This is a genomic window from Luteibacter sp. SG786 (assembly GCF_011759605.1).
In the GTDB taxonomy this organism is placed as follows: domain Bacteria; phylum Pseudomonadota; class Gammaproteobacteria; order Xanthomonadales; family Rhodanobacteraceae; genus Luteibacter.
Window position 1 is genome coordinate 421,969 of the sequence record NZ_JAAOYX010000003.1, and the last position, 18,521, is coordinate 440,489.

General features: G+C 67.0%; 18 protein-coding genes. 13 read left to right on the plus strand and 5 right to left on the minus strand.

Annotated elements, in window-relative coordinates:
* Positions 1 to 15 precede the first annotated feature (15 nt).
* Positions 16 to 714: an ABC transporter substrate-binding protein gene (locus FHS47_RS17835; protein WP_167031372.1), complete on the plus strand. Its 699-nt coding sequence runs from the start codon at positions 16 to 18 to the stop codon at positions 712 to 714.
* Positions 711 to 1,016, plus strand: coding sequence for an STAS domain-containing protein (locus tag FHS47_RS17840; protein ID WP_167031375.1), 306 nt, complete (start codon positions 711 to 713; stop codon positions 1,014 to 1,016). Before FHS47_RS17835 ends, FHS47_RS17840 begins: the two co-directional genes overlap by 4 nt.
* 165 nt (positions 1,017 to 1,181) lie before the next feature.
* Here FHS47_RS17840 and FHS47_RS17845 read toward each other — a convergent pair whose 3' ends face one another.
* Complete coding sequence (locus FHS47_RS17845; protein WP_167031378.1) at positions 1,182 to 1,985, minus strand: VacJ family lipoprotein; 804 nt, start codon at positions 1,983 to 1,985, stop codon at positions 1,182 to 1,184.
* Between the two features lie 199 nt (positions 1,986 to 2,184).
* Here FHS47_RS17845 and rpoZ point away from each other — a divergent pair, with 199 nt between their 5' ends.
* The 4 genes from rpoZ (at position 2,185) to recG (ending at position 7,358) form a co-directional block, all read left to right on the plus strand.
* A complete protein-coding gene (rpoZ, locus tag FHS47_RS17850; protein WP_072323734.1) occupies positions 2,185 to 2,475 on the plus strand; it encodes a DNA-directed RNA polymerase subunit omega in 291 nt (96 codons plus the stop codon).
* A gap of 112 nt (positions 2,476 to 2,587) precedes the next feature.
* Positions 2,588 to 4,768, plus strand: a complete 2,181-nt coding sequence (locus tag FHS47_RS17855) for a bifunctional (p)ppGpp synthetase/guanosine-3',5'-bis(diphosphate) 3'-pyrophosphohydrolase (protein ID WP_167031381.1) — start codon at positions 2,588 to 2,590, stop codon at positions 4,766 to 4,768.
* A 72-nt stretch (positions 4,769 to 4,840) separates the two neighbouring features.
* Positions 4,841 to 5,224 (plus strand): RidA family protein, encoded by a 384-nt coding sequence (locus FHS47_RS17860; RefSeq protein WP_167031384.1) that lies wholly within the window; start codon positions 4,841 to 4,843, stop codon positions 5,222 to 5,224.
* 10 nt (positions 5,225 to 5,234) lie between these two features.
* Positions 5,235 to 7,358: an ATP-dependent DNA helicase RecG gene (recG, locus tag FHS47_RS17865; protein ID WP_167032331.1), complete on the plus strand. Its 2,124-nt coding sequence runs from the start codon at positions 5,235 to 5,237 to the stop codon at positions 7,356 to 7,358.
* Positions 7,359 to 7,488: 130 nt separating this feature from the next.
* Here the strand turns inward: recG and FHS47_RS17870 are convergent, their stop codons facing one another.
* The gene (locus FHS47_RS17870; RefSeq protein ID WP_208382128.1) at positions 7,489 to 8,481 is read right to left on the minus strand and encodes a mitochondrial fission ELM1 family protein; all 993 of its coding nucleotides are present in this window, start codon (positions 8,479 to 8,481) and stop codon (positions 7,489 to 7,491) included.
* A gap of 97 nt (positions 8,482 to 8,578) precedes the next feature.
* Here FHS47_RS17870 and FHS47_RS17875 point away from each other — a divergent pair, with 97 nt between their 5' ends.
* From FHS47_RS17875 to FHS47_RS17900, 6 genes are all read left to right on the plus strand, one after another.
* Positions 8,579 to 9,172 carry a malonic semialdehyde reductase gene (locus FHS47_RS17875; protein ID WP_167031387.1) on the plus strand — a complete coding sequence of 198 codons (594 nt, stop codon included), beginning with the start codon at positions 8,579 to 8,581 and terminating at the stop codon, positions 9,170 to 9,172.
* A gap of 68 nt (positions 9,173 to 9,240) precedes the next feature.
* On the plus strand, positions 9,241 to 9,831 hold the full coding sequence (locus FHS47_RS17880; RefSeq protein WP_167031392.1) for a YceI family protein: 591 nt from the start codon (positions 9,241 to 9,243) through the stop codon (positions 9,829 to 9,831).
* Positions 9,832 to 9,937: 106 nt separating this feature from the next.
* Positions 9,938 to 10,144 carry a zinc-finger domain-containing protein gene (locus FHS47_RS17885; RefSeq protein ID WP_167031395.1) on the plus strand — a complete coding sequence of 69 codons (207 nt, stop codon included), beginning with the start codon at positions 9,938 to 9,940 and terminating at the stop codon, positions 10,142 to 10,144.
* 61 nt (positions 10,145 to 10,205) lie between these two features.
* Positions 10,206 to 11,345: a glycosyltransferase gene (locus tag FHS47_RS17890; RefSeq protein ID WP_167031398.1), complete on the plus strand. Its 1,140-nt coding sequence runs from the start codon at positions 10,206 to 10,208 to the stop codon at positions 11,343 to 11,345.
* Positions 11,342 to 12,625: an O-antigen ligase family protein gene (locus tag FHS47_RS17895; RefSeq protein ID WP_167031401.1), complete on the plus strand. Its 1,284-nt coding sequence runs from the start codon at positions 11,342 to 11,344 to the stop codon at positions 12,623 to 12,625. Before FHS47_RS17890 ends, FHS47_RS17895 begins: the two co-directional genes overlap by 4 nt.
* The gene (locus FHS47_RS17900) at positions 12,615 to 13,409 is read left to right on the plus strand and encodes a glycosyltransferase family 2 protein (RefSeq protein ID WP_167031403.1); all 795 of its coding nucleotides are present in this window, start codon (positions 12,615 to 12,617) and stop codon (positions 13,407 to 13,409) included. Before FHS47_RS17895 ends, FHS47_RS17900 begins: the two co-directional genes overlap by 11 nt.
* Here FHS47_RS17900 and FHS47_RS17905 read toward each other — a convergent pair.
* Together FHS47_RS17905 and lpxL are read right to left on the minus strand one after the other, a co-directional pair.
* The gene (locus FHS47_RS17905) at positions 13,356 to 14,270 is read right to left on the minus strand and encodes a DUF535 family protein (RefSeq protein ID WP_167031405.1); all 915 of its coding nucleotides are present in this window, start codon (positions 14,268 to 14,270) and stop codon (positions 13,356 to 13,358) included. The genes FHS47_RS17900 and FHS47_RS17905 overlap by 54 nt on opposite strands.
* A gap of 217 nt (positions 14,271 to 14,487) precedes the next feature.
* Positions 14,488 to 15,405, minus strand: a complete 918-nt coding sequence (lpxL, locus tag FHS47_RS17910) for an LpxL/LpxP family Kdo(2)-lipid IV(A) lauroyl/palmitoleoyl acyltransferase (protein WP_167031407.1) — start codon at positions 15,403 to 15,405, stop codon at positions 14,488 to 14,490.
* An 80-nt stretch (positions 15,406 to 15,485) separates the two neighbouring features.
* Here lpxL and waaA point away from each other — a divergent pair, with 80 nt between their 5' ends.
* Complete coding sequence (gene waaA, locus FHS47_RS17915) at positions 15,486 to 16,751, plus strand: lipid IV(A) 3-deoxy-D-manno-octulosonic acid transferase (RefSeq protein WP_167032337.1); 1,266 nt, start codon at positions 15,486 to 15,488, stop codon at positions 16,749 to 16,751.
* A 365-nt stretch (positions 16,752 to 17,116) separates the two neighbouring features.
* Here the strand turns inward: waaA and FHS47_RS17920 are convergent, their stop codons facing one another.
* Positions 17,117 to 18,517, minus strand: coding sequence for a TolC family outer membrane protein (locus FHS47_RS17920; RefSeq protein WP_167031409.1), 1,401 nt, complete (start codon positions 18,515 to 18,517; stop codon positions 17,117 to 17,119).
* Between the last annotated feature and the right edge of the window lie 4 nt (positions 18,518 to 18,521).

Genomic DNA, 18,521 nt, shown 5'->3' on the forward strand with positions numbered 1-18,521 from the left:
CCCAGGAGACACCGCATGTTGCGTCAGCTTTCCCTAGCCATTGCCCTCGCCGTCACCGCGACCACGGCCTTGCCCGCCGTCGCTCAGGACGCGGCAGCTCCGGCGGCCACGGCCGCCAACCAGTCCCCGCAGCAGATCGTCACCACCATTTCCGACGATCTGGCCAAGGCCATCGAAGGGCACCAGGCCGAGCTGAAGAACGACAAGGAAAAACTCATCGCTGTCATCGATGACACCTTCCTGCCGCACTTCGACATCGACTACGCGTCGATCCTCGTCCTGGGCCAGAACGCCGCCAAGGCCTCGCCCGAGCAGCGCGAGCGCTTCGCCAAGGCGTTCTACAACTCGATCACCCACCGCTATGCGGAAGGCCTGCTCAACTACACGCGCGGCCGCGTGAAGGTGCTGCCGTTCAGCGGCGACCTCAACAAGAAGCGCACCGTGGTCCGCACGCAGGTGATGCTCGACGACGGCAAGTCGGTTTCCGTGGACTACGCGTTCCGTCAGTCCAAGAGCGGCGACTGGAAGGCGTACGACGTGATCATCGAGGGCATCTCGTACATCACGAACTACCGCAACCAGGTCGATGCCGAGATCAAGAAGGAAGGCCTCGATCAACTCATCGTCGACCTGGAGCAGAAGGGTTCGGCCGCCATCGATCAGCTGAAGCAGGACGGTGGCAGCGCCGGCCAGCGCGGTGGCGCGGGGCAGTGAAGTCGTCCGACTTCCAGCTGAGCCATCCGGCGCCGGATACCCTTGCGGTATCCGGCGCCCTTACGTTCGCTACCGCGGGCGACGTGCTCGACACGGCACGCGCCGAACTGGACCGCGGCACGCAGGTGTCCCTCGATCTTTCCGGGGTGAGCCAGACCGACAGCGCAGGGCTCGCCACAGTGCTGGCACTCCTTGCCCACGCGCGCGGCAAGGGCAGGGCCATCGCGGTGACTCGTGCCCCCGCCGGCCTGCTGGCCCTCGCACGCGTATCCGGCGTCGAATCCCTGCTCGGCACGGCCTGACGCCCACTTTTGTGGAAGCGGGCTATGCCGGCGATCCCGCGGCAGCGGGCACTCCCGCAGGTACGTATCGCCGCTGAAGCGGCTCCCACAGGGCAGCATGTAGCATTAAAAAAAGGGCGCCACTCCTCGGAGGGCGCCCTTCTTTGATCGCGGCCTTTCCTGGTTTCAGTCCGGCTGTTCGCCGTTCTTCCGTTCCCAGCTGTGCTGTTCTTCCAGGAGTTTGTCGGGGTCGAAATCCTGGTTGTCGTTCAGGCCCTGCATCTGTTCGATGGCTTCCGGCGGCGGGTTGCCGTAGTAGTTCTTGTAAAGCCGCTGCTGGCGATAGGCGTCGCGCATGAACACGTACGGGTCGTAGGCCGACGCGAGGAAGCTCTCGGCATCGATGCCGCGCGAGCGCAGCGTCACGAGATAGAGCACCTGCGGCACGTACTGCTGGCCATACTTGAAGTCGTGGTTGCGCGAGTAATAGCTGATCGGGTCGAAGAAGTAGCTGTCGACGGGGAGGCGCCAGACGTCGCGCACGGTGGTGGGGCCGACGAAGGGCAGCATCAGGAAGTCGCCTTCGGGCACGCCCCAACGGGCCAGGGTGACGCCGAAATCGTTCTCTTCCAGCGGCAGGCCGAGCAGGCTGGCCGGGTCCTTGAAGCCTAGGAAGCCGATGGTGAGGTTGACCACGAACCGGCTGGTGGACTGCAGGGCCTGCTTCGGCCGGGCCTGGAGCAGGTCGTTGGCCACGGTGATCGGCAGGCGGATGTTCGTGTAGAAATCGCTGATGGCCGTGCGGACGGGCGGGTTGGTGATCTTCCGGTAGCCGACGGCCACAGGGCGGATCACGGCCTTGTCCAGCTTGTCGTTGAACGCGTAGACCTTGCGGTTGAACTTCTCGTTCGGGTCGTCGGTACGGGGCGGCGCCACGTGGCAGGCCGCCAGGAGGGCGACGAACAGGACGCCGAGGGCGTTGCGTACCATCCGGGACAGGGTTCTGGGGTGCATTGAAGCGGCTTTGGGGGTGGGGCGGTTCTTTATTGTACCGCGCGGTATTATTATTTGCACCACTGCCGTCCGTCCTGGTCAGAACCGCGCATCATACCCCTCCCCCGATTGCCAGCCAACGGCTGGGGCCGGTACACTGCACAGTCAGAAGTGTCTTTGATGTCAAGGATTTGAAATGGCCCGTATTACCGTCGAAGACTGCCTCGAGGTAGTCGACAACCGCTTTGAGCTCGTGCTCATGGCGACGAAGCGCGCCCGCCAGCTCTCCAAGGGCGCCGAGCCGACCCTCGATCCGAGCAACGACAAGCCGACCGTGCTCGCGTTGCGCGAAATCGCCGATCGTCGCGTCAATGACGAGATGATCGACGAGATCGACCGCGCCGCGCGTGAGCGTGCCGAGCGCGAAGCCCTCGAGTGGGCCGCCACGGAAGTGGACGACGACCTCTCGAAGGGCGGAGATGACTGATGACGCCGGGTCGCTGTCGGCCCTGCATTCATCAGCATCCTGCGCTCGCTGACGCGCGGCTCCTGAGGCCGCGCACGGGAGGCCCCGTCGGCTGAAGACGGAAGGTTCTCCCATGAACGTCATTCCTGCGAAAAAATTGACCGACGTGGTCGATGACCAACCGGTGCCTCCTTATGTGCAGGCGCTGGAAGAACGCGTGGGCGCGTACCTGCCGCACGATCAGGTGATGCGCATCCGCCGTGCCTATCTCGTAGGCGCCGCGGCGCACGAAGGGCAAACGCGCAAGTCCGGTGAGCCGTACATCACGCATCCGGTGGCGGTCGCCCATGTGCTTGCCGACCTCGGTCTCGACGCCGAAACCATCATCGCGGCCATCCTGCACGACACGCTCGAAGACACCCAGCTGAGCCGCGAGGAACTCGCCGGCGCGTTCGGCGAAACCGTGGCCGAACTGGTCGACGGCGTCACGAAGCTGGACAAGATGCGTTTCTCCAGCCGCGCCGAGGCGGACGCCGAGAGCTTCCGCAAGATGCTGCTGGCGATGGCGCGCGACCTGCGCGTCATCCTCATCAAGCTCTCCGACCGCCTGCACAACATGCGTACGCTGGGTGCGAAGGACGCCCCGTCACGCCGGCGCATCGCGCGCGAGACGCTGGAAATCTACGCCCCCATCGCGCAGCGCCTGGGCATGAACAAGTTCAAGGCCGAGTTGCAGGATCTCGGCTTCAAGGCCCTTTATCCCGACCGTCACCGGATCATCGGCGAGCGCATCCGTGCGGCCCTCGGCAACCGGCGCGAGGCCATGGCGAAGATCGAGATGGCCCTGGAGGGCCGTCTTGCCGCGGAGAAAATTCCCGGCCGCGCCGTCAGCCGCATCAAGTCGGCGTGGAGCATCTATTCGAAGATGCGGAACGAGCACAAGTCGTTCGCGCAGCTGATGGACGTCTACGGCTTCCGCGTCATCACCGATTCGGCCATGCACTGCTACATGGCCCTCGGTGCCGTGCACGGTCTCTACAAGCCGGTGGACGGCCGTTTCAAGGATTTCATCGCCATTCCCAAGGGCAACGGCTACCAGTCGCTGCACACGGTGCTGCTGGGTCCGTTCGGCGCCCCCATCGAGATCCAGATCCGCACGGCGGAGATGGAATCGGTGGCGGAGCGCGGCGTCGCCGCGCACTGGGCCTACAAGAGCGATTCCGGCCCCGCGAACAGCGCGCAGGCGCGCGCGCGCGAATGGCTCTCGGCGCTCGCCGACAGCCAGGCGAACACGCCGTCCGCCTCGGAATTCCTCGAGAACGTCAAGATCGACCTCTTCCCCGATGAGGTCTACCTGTTCACCCCGCGTGGCGACATCTTCTCGTTGCCGCGCAATGCCACCGCGCTCGACTTCGCTTACGCGGTGCATACCGACGTCGGCGACCATGCCGTGGCGGCGCGCGTCGACAAGAAACTGGTGCCATTGCGCACGCGGCTCGTGTCCGGGCAGCAGGTGGAAATCATCACGGCGCCTTCCGCCGTGCCGAATCCCGCGTGGCTCGAGGCCGTCGTCACGGGCAAGGCTCGTACGGCCATTCGCCAGTACCTCAAGCACCTGCAACACGAGGACGCCGTGGATTTCGGCCATCGCATGCTCGATCGCGCGCTCGATGCGCGTGGCCTGAGCCTCGATGCCGTTCCTGCCGCTGCCCTCGACCGCTTCCTCGAGGACTCCAAGCTGAAACGGCTGGAGGAACTGCTCTCCGAGATCGCGCTCGGCAACCGTTTCGCCGACCAGGTGGCCGCGCAGCTGGTGTCGCTGCTCGGGCCGCACGAGGAACGGACGCCGGCCCCGGTGGAGCATTCGGCGGAGAAGATCCGCATCAGCGGCGCCGAGCGTGGCGTGCTCAGTTTCGGCAATTGCTGCCACCCGCTGCCGGGCGACGAGATCGTCGGCTTCCTTTCTTCGGGCAAGGGCATCGTGGTGCACCGCGTGGAATGTCCGAACGTGGCCGAGTTCCGCAAGACGCCGGAGCGCATCGTCGCCATCGAATGGGACCGCGACGTGTCGGGCGACTACCGCGCCGAGCTGCGTATCGAGGTGCTCAACCGTCCGGGCGTGCTCGCGACCGTCGCCGCCGCCATCGCCGACGCCGGATCGAACATCGAGAACGTGGAATACATCGAGCGCGACAGCACGGCTGCCACGCTGCTGTTCGCCATCGAGGTGAAGGGCCGCAAACACCTCGCCGACGTCATGCGGCGAGTGCGGCGCACCGGCGTGGTCAGCGGCGTCTATCGCCATCCGTTGTAGGAGCCGCTGTAGCGGCTCCTACAATGAGCGGTTCCTCGCTAGACTCTCGGGATACATCATCGAGGAGCGCCCATGACCCGCAGCACTATCGCCACCGACAAGGCACCGTCTGCCATCGGCCCTTATTCGCAGGCCGTTCGCGCCGGCAACACCGTGTACTTCTCGGGGCAGATTCCGCTCGATCCCGCCACCGGCAATCTCGTCGAGGGCGACATCACGACGCAGACCCGCCGCGTGTTCGACAACCTGGTGGCCGTGGCCGAAGCCGCGGGCGGCAAGCTCTCGGACATCGTGCGCGTGGGTATCTATGTGACCGACCTCGGCAACTTCGCCGCGGTGAACGCCGTCATGGCCGAGTATTTCCAGCAGCCGTATCCGGCGCGTTCCACGATCGAGGTATCGGGGCTTCCGAAGGGCGCGCAGGTCGAGGTCGACGCCATCCTCGTGCTGCCCTGAGGCGACAGCGATTCCCGTGGCCGCCGCCCGCTCCACGCCGACATCCGCCGTTTCGGCGGACCAGGGCCGCGCGCCGCTGACGTCCCTGGGTGGCGTGGGCCCGGCCCTCGCCGAAACCCTCGGCAGGCTGGGTCTGCGCACCGTGCAGGATCTCTGGTTTCACTTGCCGCTGCGTTACGAGGACCGTACCCGCGTCATGCCGCTTGCCGACCTGCGGCCGGGAGACCGCGCCCAGGTCGAGGGCATCGTCGACTTCGTGGAGCGCGGTTTCCGTTTTCGTCCGCAGTTGAAAGTGATCATCGGTGACGAATCGGGCGGGGTCTTGCTGCTGCGTTTCTTCCACTTCCGCAAGTCGCAGGTGGACCATCTCGGCAAGGGCACTCGCCTTCTTTGCTTCGGTGAGGTGCGGCAGGGCCCGCAGGGCCTGGAAATGGTGCACCCGCAATACCAGCGCATCGACCCCGACGAGCCCGTGGTGGTGGACGAGCGGCTCACGCCCGTCTATCCGACGACGGAGGGTCTGGGGCCCCGGCGCCTCGCCGGTGTGGTTTCCCGCGCGCTCGCGCACCTGCCCGCGGACGACCGGCTCGAACTGATTCCGGGCGATCTTCCGCTTCCTTCAGGGATGACGTCGCTGCGCGATGCCTTGCTGTACGTGCATCGCCCGCCGCCGGACGTGGATCTGCGGCAATTGGGCGAGGGGCACCACCCCGCGCAGAAGCGCCTGGCGTTTGAAGAACTGCTCACCCAGCACCTCACGCTGCGGCGCATGCGCGCCGCCGTGAAGAAACGGAAAGCGCCCGCGCTGAAAAGTGCCGGCGCATTGCGCGAGCGCCTGCTGGCGGGCCTGCCGTTTCCCCTGACCGGCGCGCAAGCGCGTGTGTCGAAGGAAGTGGCGCGCGACCTCGCGCGTCCGCATCCCATGCTTCGCCTGGTACAGGGCGACGTGGGCAGCGGCAAGACCGTGGTCGCCGCGTTGGCGGCGGCCGCTGCAGTGGAGGCGGGTTACCAGGTGGCGCTCATGGCGCCGACTGAACTCCTGGCGGAACAGCACCTGCGCAATTTCCGCGCGTGGCTCGAGCCGCTGGGTCTGACGGTCGAATGGTTGGCGGGCAAGGTGCAGGGCAGGGCGCGCAAGAACGCGCTCGCCCACGCGTCGGAAGGCACGGCGCACGTCGTCGTGGGCACGCATGCGCTCATGCAGGAAGGGGTCGCTTTCCAGCGGCTGGGCCTCGTGATCGTGGACGAGCAACACCGCTTCGGGGTGCACCAGCGCCTCGCCCTGCGCGACAAGGGCGCCGAGGGCGACCTCATTCCGCACCAGCTCGTGCTCACCGCCACGCCCATTCCGCGCACGCTGGCGATGAGTGCCTATGCCGACCTCGACGTATCGTCCATCGACGAACTGCCGCCGGGCCGCACGCCGGTGCAGACGGTGGCGATCTCGAACGAACGCCGCTATGACGTCATGGAACGCATCCATGCCGCCTGCATGCAGGGTCGCCAGGTGTATTGGGTATGCACCCTCATCGAAGAATCGGAACAACTCGACGCACAGGCCGCCGAGGTGGCCCATGCGGAACTCACCGCGGCGTTGCCCGACCTTTCCGTGGGGCTGATCCACGGGCGCATGAAGCCGAAGGAAAAGCAGGCGATCATGGATGCGTTCAAGGCCGGCGAGCTCGCGGTGCTGGTCGCCACCACGGTGATCGAAGTGGGCGTCGACGTACCCAATGCCAGCCTCATGGTGATCGAGAACAGCGAGCGGCTCGGCCTTGCCCAGTTGCACCAGCTGCGCGGGCGCGTGGGTCGCGGCTCCGTCGCCTCCAACTGCGTGCTGCTCTACCAGACGCCGCTGTCCCGGCTGGCGAAGGAACGACTGCAGGTGATGCGGGAAACGAACGACGGCTTCCGCATCGCCGAGAAAGACCTGGAATTGCGTGGCCCGGGTGAAGTCCTGGGCACGCGTCAGACCGGCCAATTGCAGTTCCGCATCGCCGACCTCGCGCGCGATGCCCACCTGATGCCAGACGTGCAGCGCGTGGCCGAAGCGATGATGAAAGACCACCCGGACCGCTGCGAGCGCCTGATCGCCCGTTGGGTTGGCGACGCCGCCCGCTACGTGGACGCTTGACGAGGAAATCGCGGCAAGCCACCCGCCGCCCGTAGCTGCTCTGTGTGGGAGCCGCTTCAGCGGCGATGGGTGCTCGCAGTTAACTTTGCCCGCTGCCGCGGGATCGCCGGCACAGCCAGCTCCCACAACGCTACGGAAGACCCAGGTGTTTGCGCACTTCTGCGGCGATCGTCGCGGTTTCCCGTAGCGGCGGTTGGGCCTCCGGCGTGCCCCCGTCGACGTCGTGCAACAGCCCGGCGGCTCGCAACTCCGCATGGAAACGCGCCAGCTTCTCGGGCAGGGGGCCGGTCAGCTTGGTGAATACCGGACGCCCCGTGGCGCAGGCCTCCGACAGCATGTTCACCGAGTCGGGCGTGACCACCAGGCGGTCGGCCCAGCCGAGGATGCCGGGATAGGGATTGGGTCCGTCGGCGCTTCCGGTCCAGACGATGCCGGGCACGCCGGCGAAGGCCTCGCGGATGCGTGGCAGGATCGCCGCGGGCGTTCGCCGCGAAACGGCGACGAGCACCGAGCCGCCCTCCCTCGCATGCCGGGCCCGGACGGCGGCGAGGAAGGCCTCGCTTGCCTGGACGTCGAACGCCGAGCCATGCCGCGCGCCGCCGACCAGCACGCCGAGCCGCGGTTCCGGGAACAGGGCGAAGCGGGCGAACGCATCGCGTCCGTCGGCCAGCCAGGCATCGTCGATGGGGTTCAGCGAGCCCAGGGGGGTGAGCACATTGTCGCCATGCAGGTCATCGTGCTTCGGTGCGACCACGAGGTCCCAGTGTTTCGGGTCGATGCGCGGATCCAGGATCTGCACGGCGAGGCAGGCGCCGCCCGACCAGCGGCGAATGTGCCGCGTGGCCCATGCGGCCTGGCGCCCGCACCCGATGGCCAGCTTCGGCCAGGGCGGCAGCAGGGTCTCCTGGTCGCGTCCGAGGGCAAGCCGCGCGCCCGGCAACGCCCGCGGGGCGAACCACGACCAAGGCGGACGCAGGCAAACCACGATCTCCCGGATCGACGGCGTGAGGGCCTCCGCCAGCGCGAGCGCCTGGCGGCGGTTGCCCGCCGCACCGTCGGTCAGCACCCAGCAGGAGTCGGGCGGCAACTCTCCGATCGGATCGATTGTTGTCGATTTCGGCACAGTTCGTTCCCTGGTTGCCCGTCCACGAACTGCGTCGTGGCGCTTACACTGTTTCGATGCCGACCCTTCGGCGCACCGTCACTGTACAAGGATATCCATGACTTCTCCCCTGAACGATGCCTCGCTCGACCAGCTGTTCCTCACCGCGCGTACCTACAACGCCTGGTTGCCGAAGGACGTGACCGACGAGCAGATCCGCCGGATCTACGACCTGGCGAAGTTCGGGCCCACCGCGGCCAACTCGTCGCCGATGCGCGTGGTGTTCGTGAAGTCGCAGGACGGCAAGAAGCGGCTCGAGCCTTACCTCTCGGAGGGCAATCGCGATAAGACGATGCAGGCGCCTGTCACGGCCATCGTCGCCACGGACTTCGCCTTCTACGAGCAGCTGCCCAAGCTGTTTCCGCACGCCGACGCGCGCAGCTGGTTCGTCGGCAACAACGCGCTGATCGAATCCACCGCCAACCGCAACGGTTCCCTGCAGGGGGCGTACCTGATCATGGCCGCGCGCTCGCTGGGTCTCGACTGCGGCCCGATGTCCGGTTTCGACCAGGCCGGCGTGGATGCGGAGTTCTTCGCGGGAACGCAGATCAAATCGAACTTCCTGGTGAACATCGGGTACGGTGACGCAGGCACCAACCTGTTCGAGCGTTCGCCGCGCCTGTCGTTCGACGAAGCCGCCCAGATCCTCTGACCCTTTCTTCCGCGGTGACCGCGAAGGTCCCGCTACCATCCGCAACCACTCACTGCAGGAGATTCACCATGCGCGCCCTTCGCTATCTCGTCCTTGCCGGCCTCGTCGCCACCGCCGGTACCGCCGTTGCCGCGCCGGTCACCTATAAGCTCGATCCGGGCCACACGATGGTGCTGTTCAGCTGGAACCACTTCGGCTTCTCCAACCCCACGGCCAACCTCGGCCAGGTGGACGGCACACTCGTGTACGACGAGAAGGACCCGTCCAAGGCCACCGTGGAAGCGACCCTTCCGCTGTCCGGACTCGACTCGTTCGTGCCGAAGCTCGACGAGCACCTGAAGTCCGCGGACTTCCTCGATGCCGCCAAGTACCCGAATGTGACCTTCAAGAGCACCAAGGTGACCCCGGCGGGCAAGGGCAAGCTGAAGGTGGTAGGTGACCTCACCGTGCATGGGGTGACCAAGCCGGTGACCCTGGACGTGACCCTGAACAAGGTGGGTCCGCATCCGATGATGAAGGTGCAGACGGTCGGCTTCGACGCCACCACCACCCTCAAGCGTTCCGATTTCGGCGTTGGCGCGTACGTGCCCAACGTGTCGGACGAGATCAAGGTCCGCATCACCACCGAGGCCCACGACGCTTCGGCCGAAAAGAAGTAATCGTTCGCTACGGAACGGCCCTGGAACCCGCGCCGGCGACGGCGCGGGTTTTCTTTTTTGCTACCATCGCTGCTCCCTGTTTGACCGCATCGCCCGGAGTTTCCCCATGCGCCCCAATCCCGCGGCCGCGCCGCTGATCCCGGCGAACGCCGAAAACCGCTACGAAGTCACTCGCGCCGACCTGCCGCTGTCCTGCCCGATGCCCGGCATGTACCTGTGGAACTCGCACCCGCGCGTTTACCTCCCCATCGAGGACGATGGCGGCACGTCCAAATGTTCCTATTGCGGCGCCACCTACGTACTGAAAGACTGATCGACCCCCCGGGGCATGTTTCCTGCATGCCTCGTGTACCCCTCTCTTACCGGACCCACCCATGGCCACCGTCTTCGAGCATCGGACGATGACCGTCGTGCAACTGATCCCCGCCCTGAATTCGGGCGGTGCCGAGCGGTCGACCCTCGAAATCGGCCGGGCGCTGGTTCAGGCCGGTCATCGGTCGATCGTTGTCTCGGCGGGCGGGCCCATGGTGGCGCAGCTGGAAGCCGAGGGCAGCCGCCACATCGCGCTTCCCATCGGCAAGAAGTCCCTCAGCACCCTGTTCACGGTGGGAAAACTGCGCAAGGTGCTGCGCGAGGTGCAGCCGGACATCGTGCACGCCCGGTCGCGGCTGCCGGCGTGGATAGGCTGGTGGGCCATGCGCGGCGTGAAGCCGCGCCCGCACTTCGTCACCACCGTGCATGGCCTGAACACCCCGGGGCGCTACAGCGCCATCCTCATGCGCGGCGAGCGCGTCATCGTGGTTTCCCAGACGCTGCGCGACTACGTGCTGCGCCATTACCCCGATGACGTGGACACAGCCCGCATCGAAGTCATTCCCCGCGGCATCGACACGGAAGCCTTTCCTTACGGTTATCGCCCGGACGACGCCTGGCAGCGTGCCTTCTTCGAGCAGTATCCGCAGCTGGCCGGTGCGCCGCTCCTCACCCTTCCTGGCCGCGGCACGCGCCTGAAGGGCCATGCGGACGCCATCGAACTCATGGCCGACCTGGCCCAGCGCGACATCGACGCCCGGCTGCTCCTGCTCGGCGCGGACGAGCCCGGCCGGGAAGCCTATATCGAGGAACTGCGCGCGCTGGTGCGCCAGCGCGGGCTCGAAGGCAAGGTGGTGATTTCGCCGCAACGTAGCGATGTTCGCGATATCTACGCCATGTCGGCGCTCGTGCTGCAGCTGTCGAAACGTCCCGAATCGTTCGGCCGCACCGTGGTCGAGGCACTGGCGCTGTGTCGCCCGGTCATGGGCTATGCGCACGGCGGCGTGGGCGAACTGCTGGCCGAGCTCTACCCTGCAGGCCGCGTGCCGCTCGGCGACCGCGAGAAACTGGTGGAGCGCGCGGCGGAACTCCTTCGGTTCGCCCCGCCCATCCCGCCCCCTCGCAGCTATCGGCTTGCCGACATGCAGTCGGCCACGCTGGCGCTCTACGCCGAGGTGGTGCAAGGCAAACCCGCGGCGTGAGCGGCAGCGGCCTCGTCGCCACGATCCGGGCGGGCCTCGCCTCGCCCTTGTTGCCCGTCTGGCTGGTTCCCGCCCTGCTGCCGTTCGGCCGCAGCGCCGAGCTGGGTGTCTTCCTCGCGCTGGTGGGCTCCGTGCTCCTCCTCGTGCGCGAGCCGCGGGCTCTGCATCATCATCCGGGCGCAACGCTGTACCTGTGGCTTTTCGCCGCCTATGCCGGGGCGGCCCTCGTCTCCGCGGTGGATGCCGTTGCGCCAGGGAAGTCCTGGGGAACGGTGGCGGGCATCCTCCGCTTCGCGCCGCTCGGTGTGTACACCTGTTTCGCGATGCGCAGGCCCGGCAAGGTTCGTGCGCTCTACGTTGCCACCGCGGTGGTGGTGGCCCTGTGGGTCGCCGACGCCTGGGTACAAGCCATGACGGGCTACGGCCTCGCCGGCGCGTCCGATCCGGAACGTCTCTCGGGTATCTTCGGGGCCACGAACCTGAAGCTGGGCCCTGCGCTTTCGGCGCTCGCACCATTCTTCCTGTGGGCGGCCCGCGAACGCTGGGGGCGCCGGGGCCTCGTGCTGGCCTTCCTGCTGGCGCTCGGTCCGGTGCTGCTGTCCGGCTCGCGGGCCTCCTGGCTCTGCTATGCGCTGGTCGGCGTCGCCTTCCTCTGGCGCGAAGCCGGCTCGCCCCGGCGCTTCGCCGTAGCGTGCCTTGGCGCCGGCCTTCTGGTCGCGGTTGCGGCCGTGCTGGCGTGGCAGGTGTCGCCCCGCTTCCGCGACCGCGTGGCGCATACCGTGCCGGCACTGTCCGGCACCACCACCGGCATCGACACCGCGCTGACCGGGCGGCTCGATATCTGGACCACCGCGCTGCGCCTGTATGCGGCGCATCCGGTCAACGGCGTGGGCGTCCGCGGCTTCCGGGTCGCGTATCCGTCGGTGGCATCGCCTGGCGACCACTTCCTCACGATGGAGAAGTGCGGGGAAGGCGAGGGTGCCTGCCATGCGCACCAGGTCGTGCTGGAGGTTGCCACGGAAACCGGCACGATCGGCCTGCTCGCATGGCTAGCCGCTGTTGTCTTCGCAATACGCACGTGGCGCCGGGCGGGGCCGACAGCACGCGATCGCGCCTTCCCGGCAACGGTCGCGCTGGTGGCGATCCTGTTCCCCCTGAACACCCATATGGCCTTCTATTCGGCCTGGTGGGGGTTGCTGGCGGCATGGCTGCTCTCCGTCTGGGCGGCCGCCCTCTTCGCGGACCTGCCCGACGACATCGAGGTTCGCCGTGGAACGTGAACCGCTGTCGGTGGTCGTCACCGCCTTCGACAACGCCGACACGATCGGCACCTGCCTTGGTTCGGTCGCTTTCGCGGACGACGTGGTCGTTCTCGACTCCGGCTCTCGGGATGCCACGCGGGACATCGCGGCGCGCCTGGGCGCGCGTGTGGAAGTGCAGCCGTTCGCCGGCTACAGCGCACAGAAGCAGGCCGCGATCGATCTCGCCAGATACCGTTGGGTGCTCCTGCTCGATTCCGACGAGGCGCTGACCCCGGCGGCGGCCGCACGCATCCGCGCCGTGCTGCAGGCGCCACAGGCTGCCGGCTATGTGCTGCTCCGTCGGGAGTGGGTTTTCTGGCGCTGGCAGCCCGACCGCGCGCGCCTCAATCACTACGTGCGCCTGTTCGACCGGACCCGTGCCCACATGAGCGGTCACGAGGTGCATGAGAGCGTGGTTGTCGATGGACCGGTGCAGCGCCTGGACGCCGTGATCGATCATTACGGCGAGCGCGACATTGAGGGGCGGGTGGAGAAGGCCAATCGGTATTCGTCGCTGCAGGTGCGCGATCGCCACGCGCGCGTGCCGCAGTTCCTCCGTGCACGCATGGTGGTTTATCCCACCGTGGCGTTCCTTCGTTATTACCTCTGGCGCGGCCACTGGCGCGGTGGGTGGGCGGGATTCGTCGCCGCGCGTGTGCACGCGTTCTACGCGTTCCTCAAGTACGCCAAGCTGTACGAGTTGCGCCGTTCAAGCGGCGAGCGCCACCGGCCTCCGTTCGAAACCGAAAGCGGTGAGGACTGATTCGCAGGCTTCGGCGCGCAGCGCTTCACGGCGCCGAAACTCGGCCCGGCGCTTGCTTTCGACTTCCGACGCGCAACGTGCGGGCTCGCGCGGCGGGAGCTCGTAAAAGCCGTGCTCGGCCGGCACGGCGCCGGCCTCCATCCAGAAGCTGTCGTAATCGGCCTTCACCTTGTTGGGAATGCCGGCGAAGACATGGGCTTCGTTGCCTATGCCGAGCACGCGTTCGACCTCGAACGCCTCGGCGAGCGAGCGCACCATCGAGAGCAGGAGATTCTTCGGCCGCAAGCCGTGGCACTGCCGGGTGAGTTCGCGCACGACGTCGCGTCCTGCATTGTTGGCGGCGCCTTGCAGGCAGCCGATGACGATCGTGCGACCCTCGTCGATGAAGGCCAGGGTCGTATAGGAGATCTGCAGGCCGCTTTCATCGGTGAGGGAAAGGCTCATCTCGCCCTCGCGGCTGCGCCGGAACGGCGCCTTCAGGATAAGCGAGAGGTACCCACCGTCACGCAGCGTCACCTTGCCGAGCAATACCTGCCGTTCGCGGTACAGTGTGTGGAAGAGCGGGCGCGGAAATCGCGCCAGCGCGAAGGCATAGTGCTGGCGCAGGGCATCGAGCCGCTGCCGTCTGCTCCACGACAGGCTGATGTAGCGGTGCTGGTAGCGCTCGGGCAACACGCGGTCGATGGACGTGATGCCCACCATGGGCGCGGTTTCCAGGAAGGCCAGCCAGGCATCGTGCTCACGCCAGTTGGCGAGGCAGCGGCCGATGTACGTAAGCGCGGCGCCGATGCCGTGCGTGCGTGAGCTGTGCCAGCCGGCGCGGCCGCTCAGCGATCGCGCGAAGCGAAAGATCGATTGCATGGGGAAGATCCGTTTCGTGTTGACGACGCACGTTCTACGCACGTCTTTTTTCCCGAGGCTTTCATGGTGACAGGCCGCCCACCTACAGTTCTGCCGGCGTTAGGCTTGGCGAAAGGTAGGGGAAAGCTGGGCGCATCCGCGCACACCGAAAGGCATCGTCCAAGCCATGTGGGAAGCACGGTGGCGCACGAACGGTGCCGGGATCGTCTTGCCGCGTTTAGTAAACCTTCGGCTCGCCGGGCGGGCGCGTCTTGAAGCGCTTGTGCACCCAGAGGTACTGCTCCGGTGCCTCACGCACCATCTGCTCGATCTGCGCGTTCACGCGTGCCGTGTCCAGGCTCGGGTCCTTGCTGGGGAAGTCTTCCATCGGCGCGCCCAGGCGCATGGCGTAACCCGCGTCGCCGGGCAGCCGGCGGTGGTAAAAGGGAATGACGAGAGCCCCGGAAAGTCGGGCCAGGTGATGCGTGGCGGTGATCGTGGCTGCCTGCACGCCGAAAAAGGGCACGAACACGTTGTCCTTGCTACGCATGTCCTGGTCGGGCGCGTACCAGAGCGTGCCGCCGGATTTCAGGTACCTCACCGTGCCCCGGATGTCGTCCTTCTCGAACATGGCGTCGGCGTAATGCAGGCGCGAGCGGAGCACCGCGAACTCGAATACGTCCGAATCCATGCGCCGGTACATGCCGGCGATGCGGATGCGTTGCGATACCAGCCGTGCGCAAAGTTCCAGGTGCGAGAAATGGCCGCCGACGAGCAGCACGCCGCGACCCGCCTTGCGCGCCGCCTCCAGATGCTCGAGGCCATCGACGGTAACGGGCACACGGGCGATGGCGCGGTCCGAGCCCATCCACCCCAGGGCGAACTCGGCCAGCATCATGCCCACGTCGCACAGGTTCGCCCGTACCAGCGCCTTCTGCGCCGTCGCGTCGAGTTCGGGAAAGCACAACGCGATGTTCGTCGCCGCGATGCGGCGCCGTTCGGGGTTCAGGTGCAGGGCCAGCCGGCCGGCAAGACGGCCCAGGCGCATCAGGAGCCGGAACGGCAGGTGCGCGATCAGCCAGATGAACGCGACGCCCAGCCACGCCGGCCAGTGGCGGGGGGCGAGCAGGGCGCGGGTGAGGTGGGGGCGGGGCATACCGGGCATGGCCGGCCATTGTAGCGAAAGGGGGCGGCTATACTGCCGGGCTACTGGCAAATCCTGGGATCCGCGTGCTCCTGCGCCTGCTCTACAACCTCGCCATGTACCTGTTCACGCCCCTGGTGATGCTCCGCCTCATGGCGCGGGGCATGCGCTACGGCGACTACCACGTGCGCTGGCGCGAGCGGTTCGGCCAGTTCCGCGAGCCGCGCCTTGCCGGCTGCCTGTGGGTGCACGCCGTGTCCGTGGGCGAGGTGAACGCGGCGGAGCCGTTGGTGAAGGCCCTGATGGAGGCCTATCCGCAGGCGCCGATGCTGGTGACCACGGTAACGCCCACCGGCTCCGAGCGCGTTCGCCAGCTGTTCGGCGACAGCGTGCACAGCGTCTATCTTCCCTACGACCTGCCGTTCGCCGTGAAGCGCTTCCTGCGCAACACGCGTCCGCGTCTGGCCGTGATCGTCGAAACGGAAATCTGGCCGAACCTCTACTTCGCCTGCCGCCGGCACGGCATTCCGCTGCTGATCGCCAATGCGCGCCTGTCCGAGCGCTCGCTGCGGGGTTACGCCCGCATGAGCTCCCTGGTGAAGCGCGCACTGCGCTGCGTGAGCCACATCGCGGCGCAATCCCGCACCGACGCCGCGCGCTATCGCCTGCTCGGCGCCGAGCCCAGCCAGCTCACCGTCTGCGGCAATCTCAAGTTCGACATGCCGGTGCCCCAGGCGGCGCTGGAGGCCGGCATGGCCATGCGCGAAGCCTGGGGTACCGGCCGCCCGGTCTGGATCGCCGCCAGTACGCACGAGGGGGAGGAGATGTGCGTGCTCGAGGCACACCTCAACGTGATGCGCCGCCTGCCCGATGCCTTGCTGCTCATCGCACCGCGCCATCCGGAGCGGTTCAAGGCGGTGGAAGGCTCGGTGCGGAGCCTCGGTTTCAATGTCGCCACGCGCAGTGCGGACGGCGCGCCGGGCCACGCCACGCAGTGTTTCGTCATCGATTCCATGGGCGAGCTGTTGCGCTTCTTCGCCTCGGCGGACGTGGCCTTCGTCGGCGGCAGCCTCGTGCCCATCGGCGGCCATAACGTGCTGGAGCCCGCAGCCCTTTGCAAACCCGTGCTGGTGGGGCCGCACACCTTCAACTTCGAAGAGATCACCCAGGCCCTGCTCGACGAAGGCGGCGGCCAGCGGGTGAAGGACGAGAACGAACTCGGCGAACAGGTCCTGTCCCTGCTGCGCGATCGCGAGCGCCGGGAAACGATGGGGCGCCGAGCCCGCCACGTGTTCGACAGCGAGCGCGGCTCGGTCGGAAAGGTGATGGAACTCGTCGACCGGCTGTTGCAGGAGTAGGACCGGGGTCTTGCTTGGGCTGTGCCGGCTCTCCGGACAGGCCGCCTCAAAGATTGGGAGAGTCTTCGGTGTCCATCCTCGAGGCGAGTTCCGCACAAGAGAGCGGCCGAAGGCCAGATAGATAAACGGGCCGCGCCAGCGGCCCCACCTTGCCGAACGCGGAGGACCTGTCTGAGCAGCGAGGGTGGACACCGAAGGCTCTGGCCTCACCGTCAAAGCTGACGGCGGCGCCAGCCGCTAGGACACATGCATTCGCCTTGGCGAATGAACCTTTGCATGCGGCATGCGTCCCCGGACTTCCGTCAAGAACCTAAAAAAAACGGACCGCGAGGGTCCGTTTTTTCTGTGCGTGTCGAGCGGAAGCGTTACTGCAACAGCGCGTTCACGGCTTCCAGGTCTTTCACGTCCACTGTGCCGGCCGTCTGCTTGAGCAGCAGCTTGTCGAGGATGAACTGGTGACGGGCCTGCGAATAATCGCTGAGTGCCTGGGTGAGGTTCTGCTGTGCCAGCAGCACGTCGACGATGGTGCGCGTGCCCACCTCGAAACCGGCCTGCGTGGCGTCGCGGGCGCTCTCAGAGGATTGGACGGCGGCCTTGGTGGCCTCCACCTTGCTGATGCCGGCCACGACCGAACGGTAGAAGTTCAGCGTGTCGCGGACGACCTGGCGGCGGGTGGCCTCCAGGGAATCCTGCGCGGCGTCGCGCTGGTAGATCGACTGGCGAACGCGCGATTGCGTGGCGCCACCGGAGAAGATCGGCACGTTCAGCGTGAGGCCCACGGTGGTGCCGCCGCGGCCGTTGCTGCTCGAGCCGAGCGTGCCCGCGGTGGAGGCGGTGCCGGCATTCTGCGTCCACGCCGTGGTCTTGCTGTAACCGAGGGTGGCATCGATGGTCGGCAGGTGGCCGGCGCGCGCCGAGGAAATGCTGTGCTCGGCCGAATCGACATTGAACTGCGAGGCGACGATCGTCGGATTGTTCTTCACCGCTTCGGCGACCCATGCCTTGGGGTCGTTCGGCGACGGTGCGTCCATCGGCAGGTCTTCGCGTAGCTTCTTCAGGTTGTCGGCCGGCTTGCCGGTGATCTGTGTGAGCGCTTCGCGCGAGTCGGCCAGGTTGTTCTCGGCGGTGATGACGTTGGCGACGGCCGTGTCGTGCTGCGCCTTGGCGTCCTGCACGTCGGTGATGGCGGCCAGGCCGACGTCGAAACGCTGCTGGGCCTGCTCGAGCTGACGGGCCAGCGCCTGCTCGTTGGCCTTGGCGAAGGTCAGCGCGTCGTCGTTGGTCAGCACCTGGAAGTACGCCGTCGCCACGCGCGTGGCGAGCTGCTGCAGGGCGGCCTCGTAGGTGGCGTCCTGCGCCTGCGACGACGACTTCGCCGCCTTCAGGTCGGCATAGCGGCTGAGGTCGAGCACGCTCTGGCTGATCGAGGCGCTTACGTCGCGGGTACGGGTGTGACCGGCATCGCCGGTGAGCACCGGGTTGCCGTTGCCGTCGACCACCGGATTGCCGGCGGCGTCGGTGACGATCGAGCGCGACGGACCGTTCGGATCGCTCTGGTTGAGGCTGAGCTGTGCGTTGATCTGCGGCAGCAGCAGGGCACGTGCCTGGACCACGCCCTCACCCGTGGCCAGACGGGTGGAGTCGGCCTGCGACAGCACCGGGTCGTTGGCTCGGGCCTGGCGGTAGGCGTCGAGCAGGTCTTCCGCATGGCTCGCGAAAGGCATCGCAGCCAATGCCAGCGCGACAGTGAGCAGCTTCAAGCGCATGGTT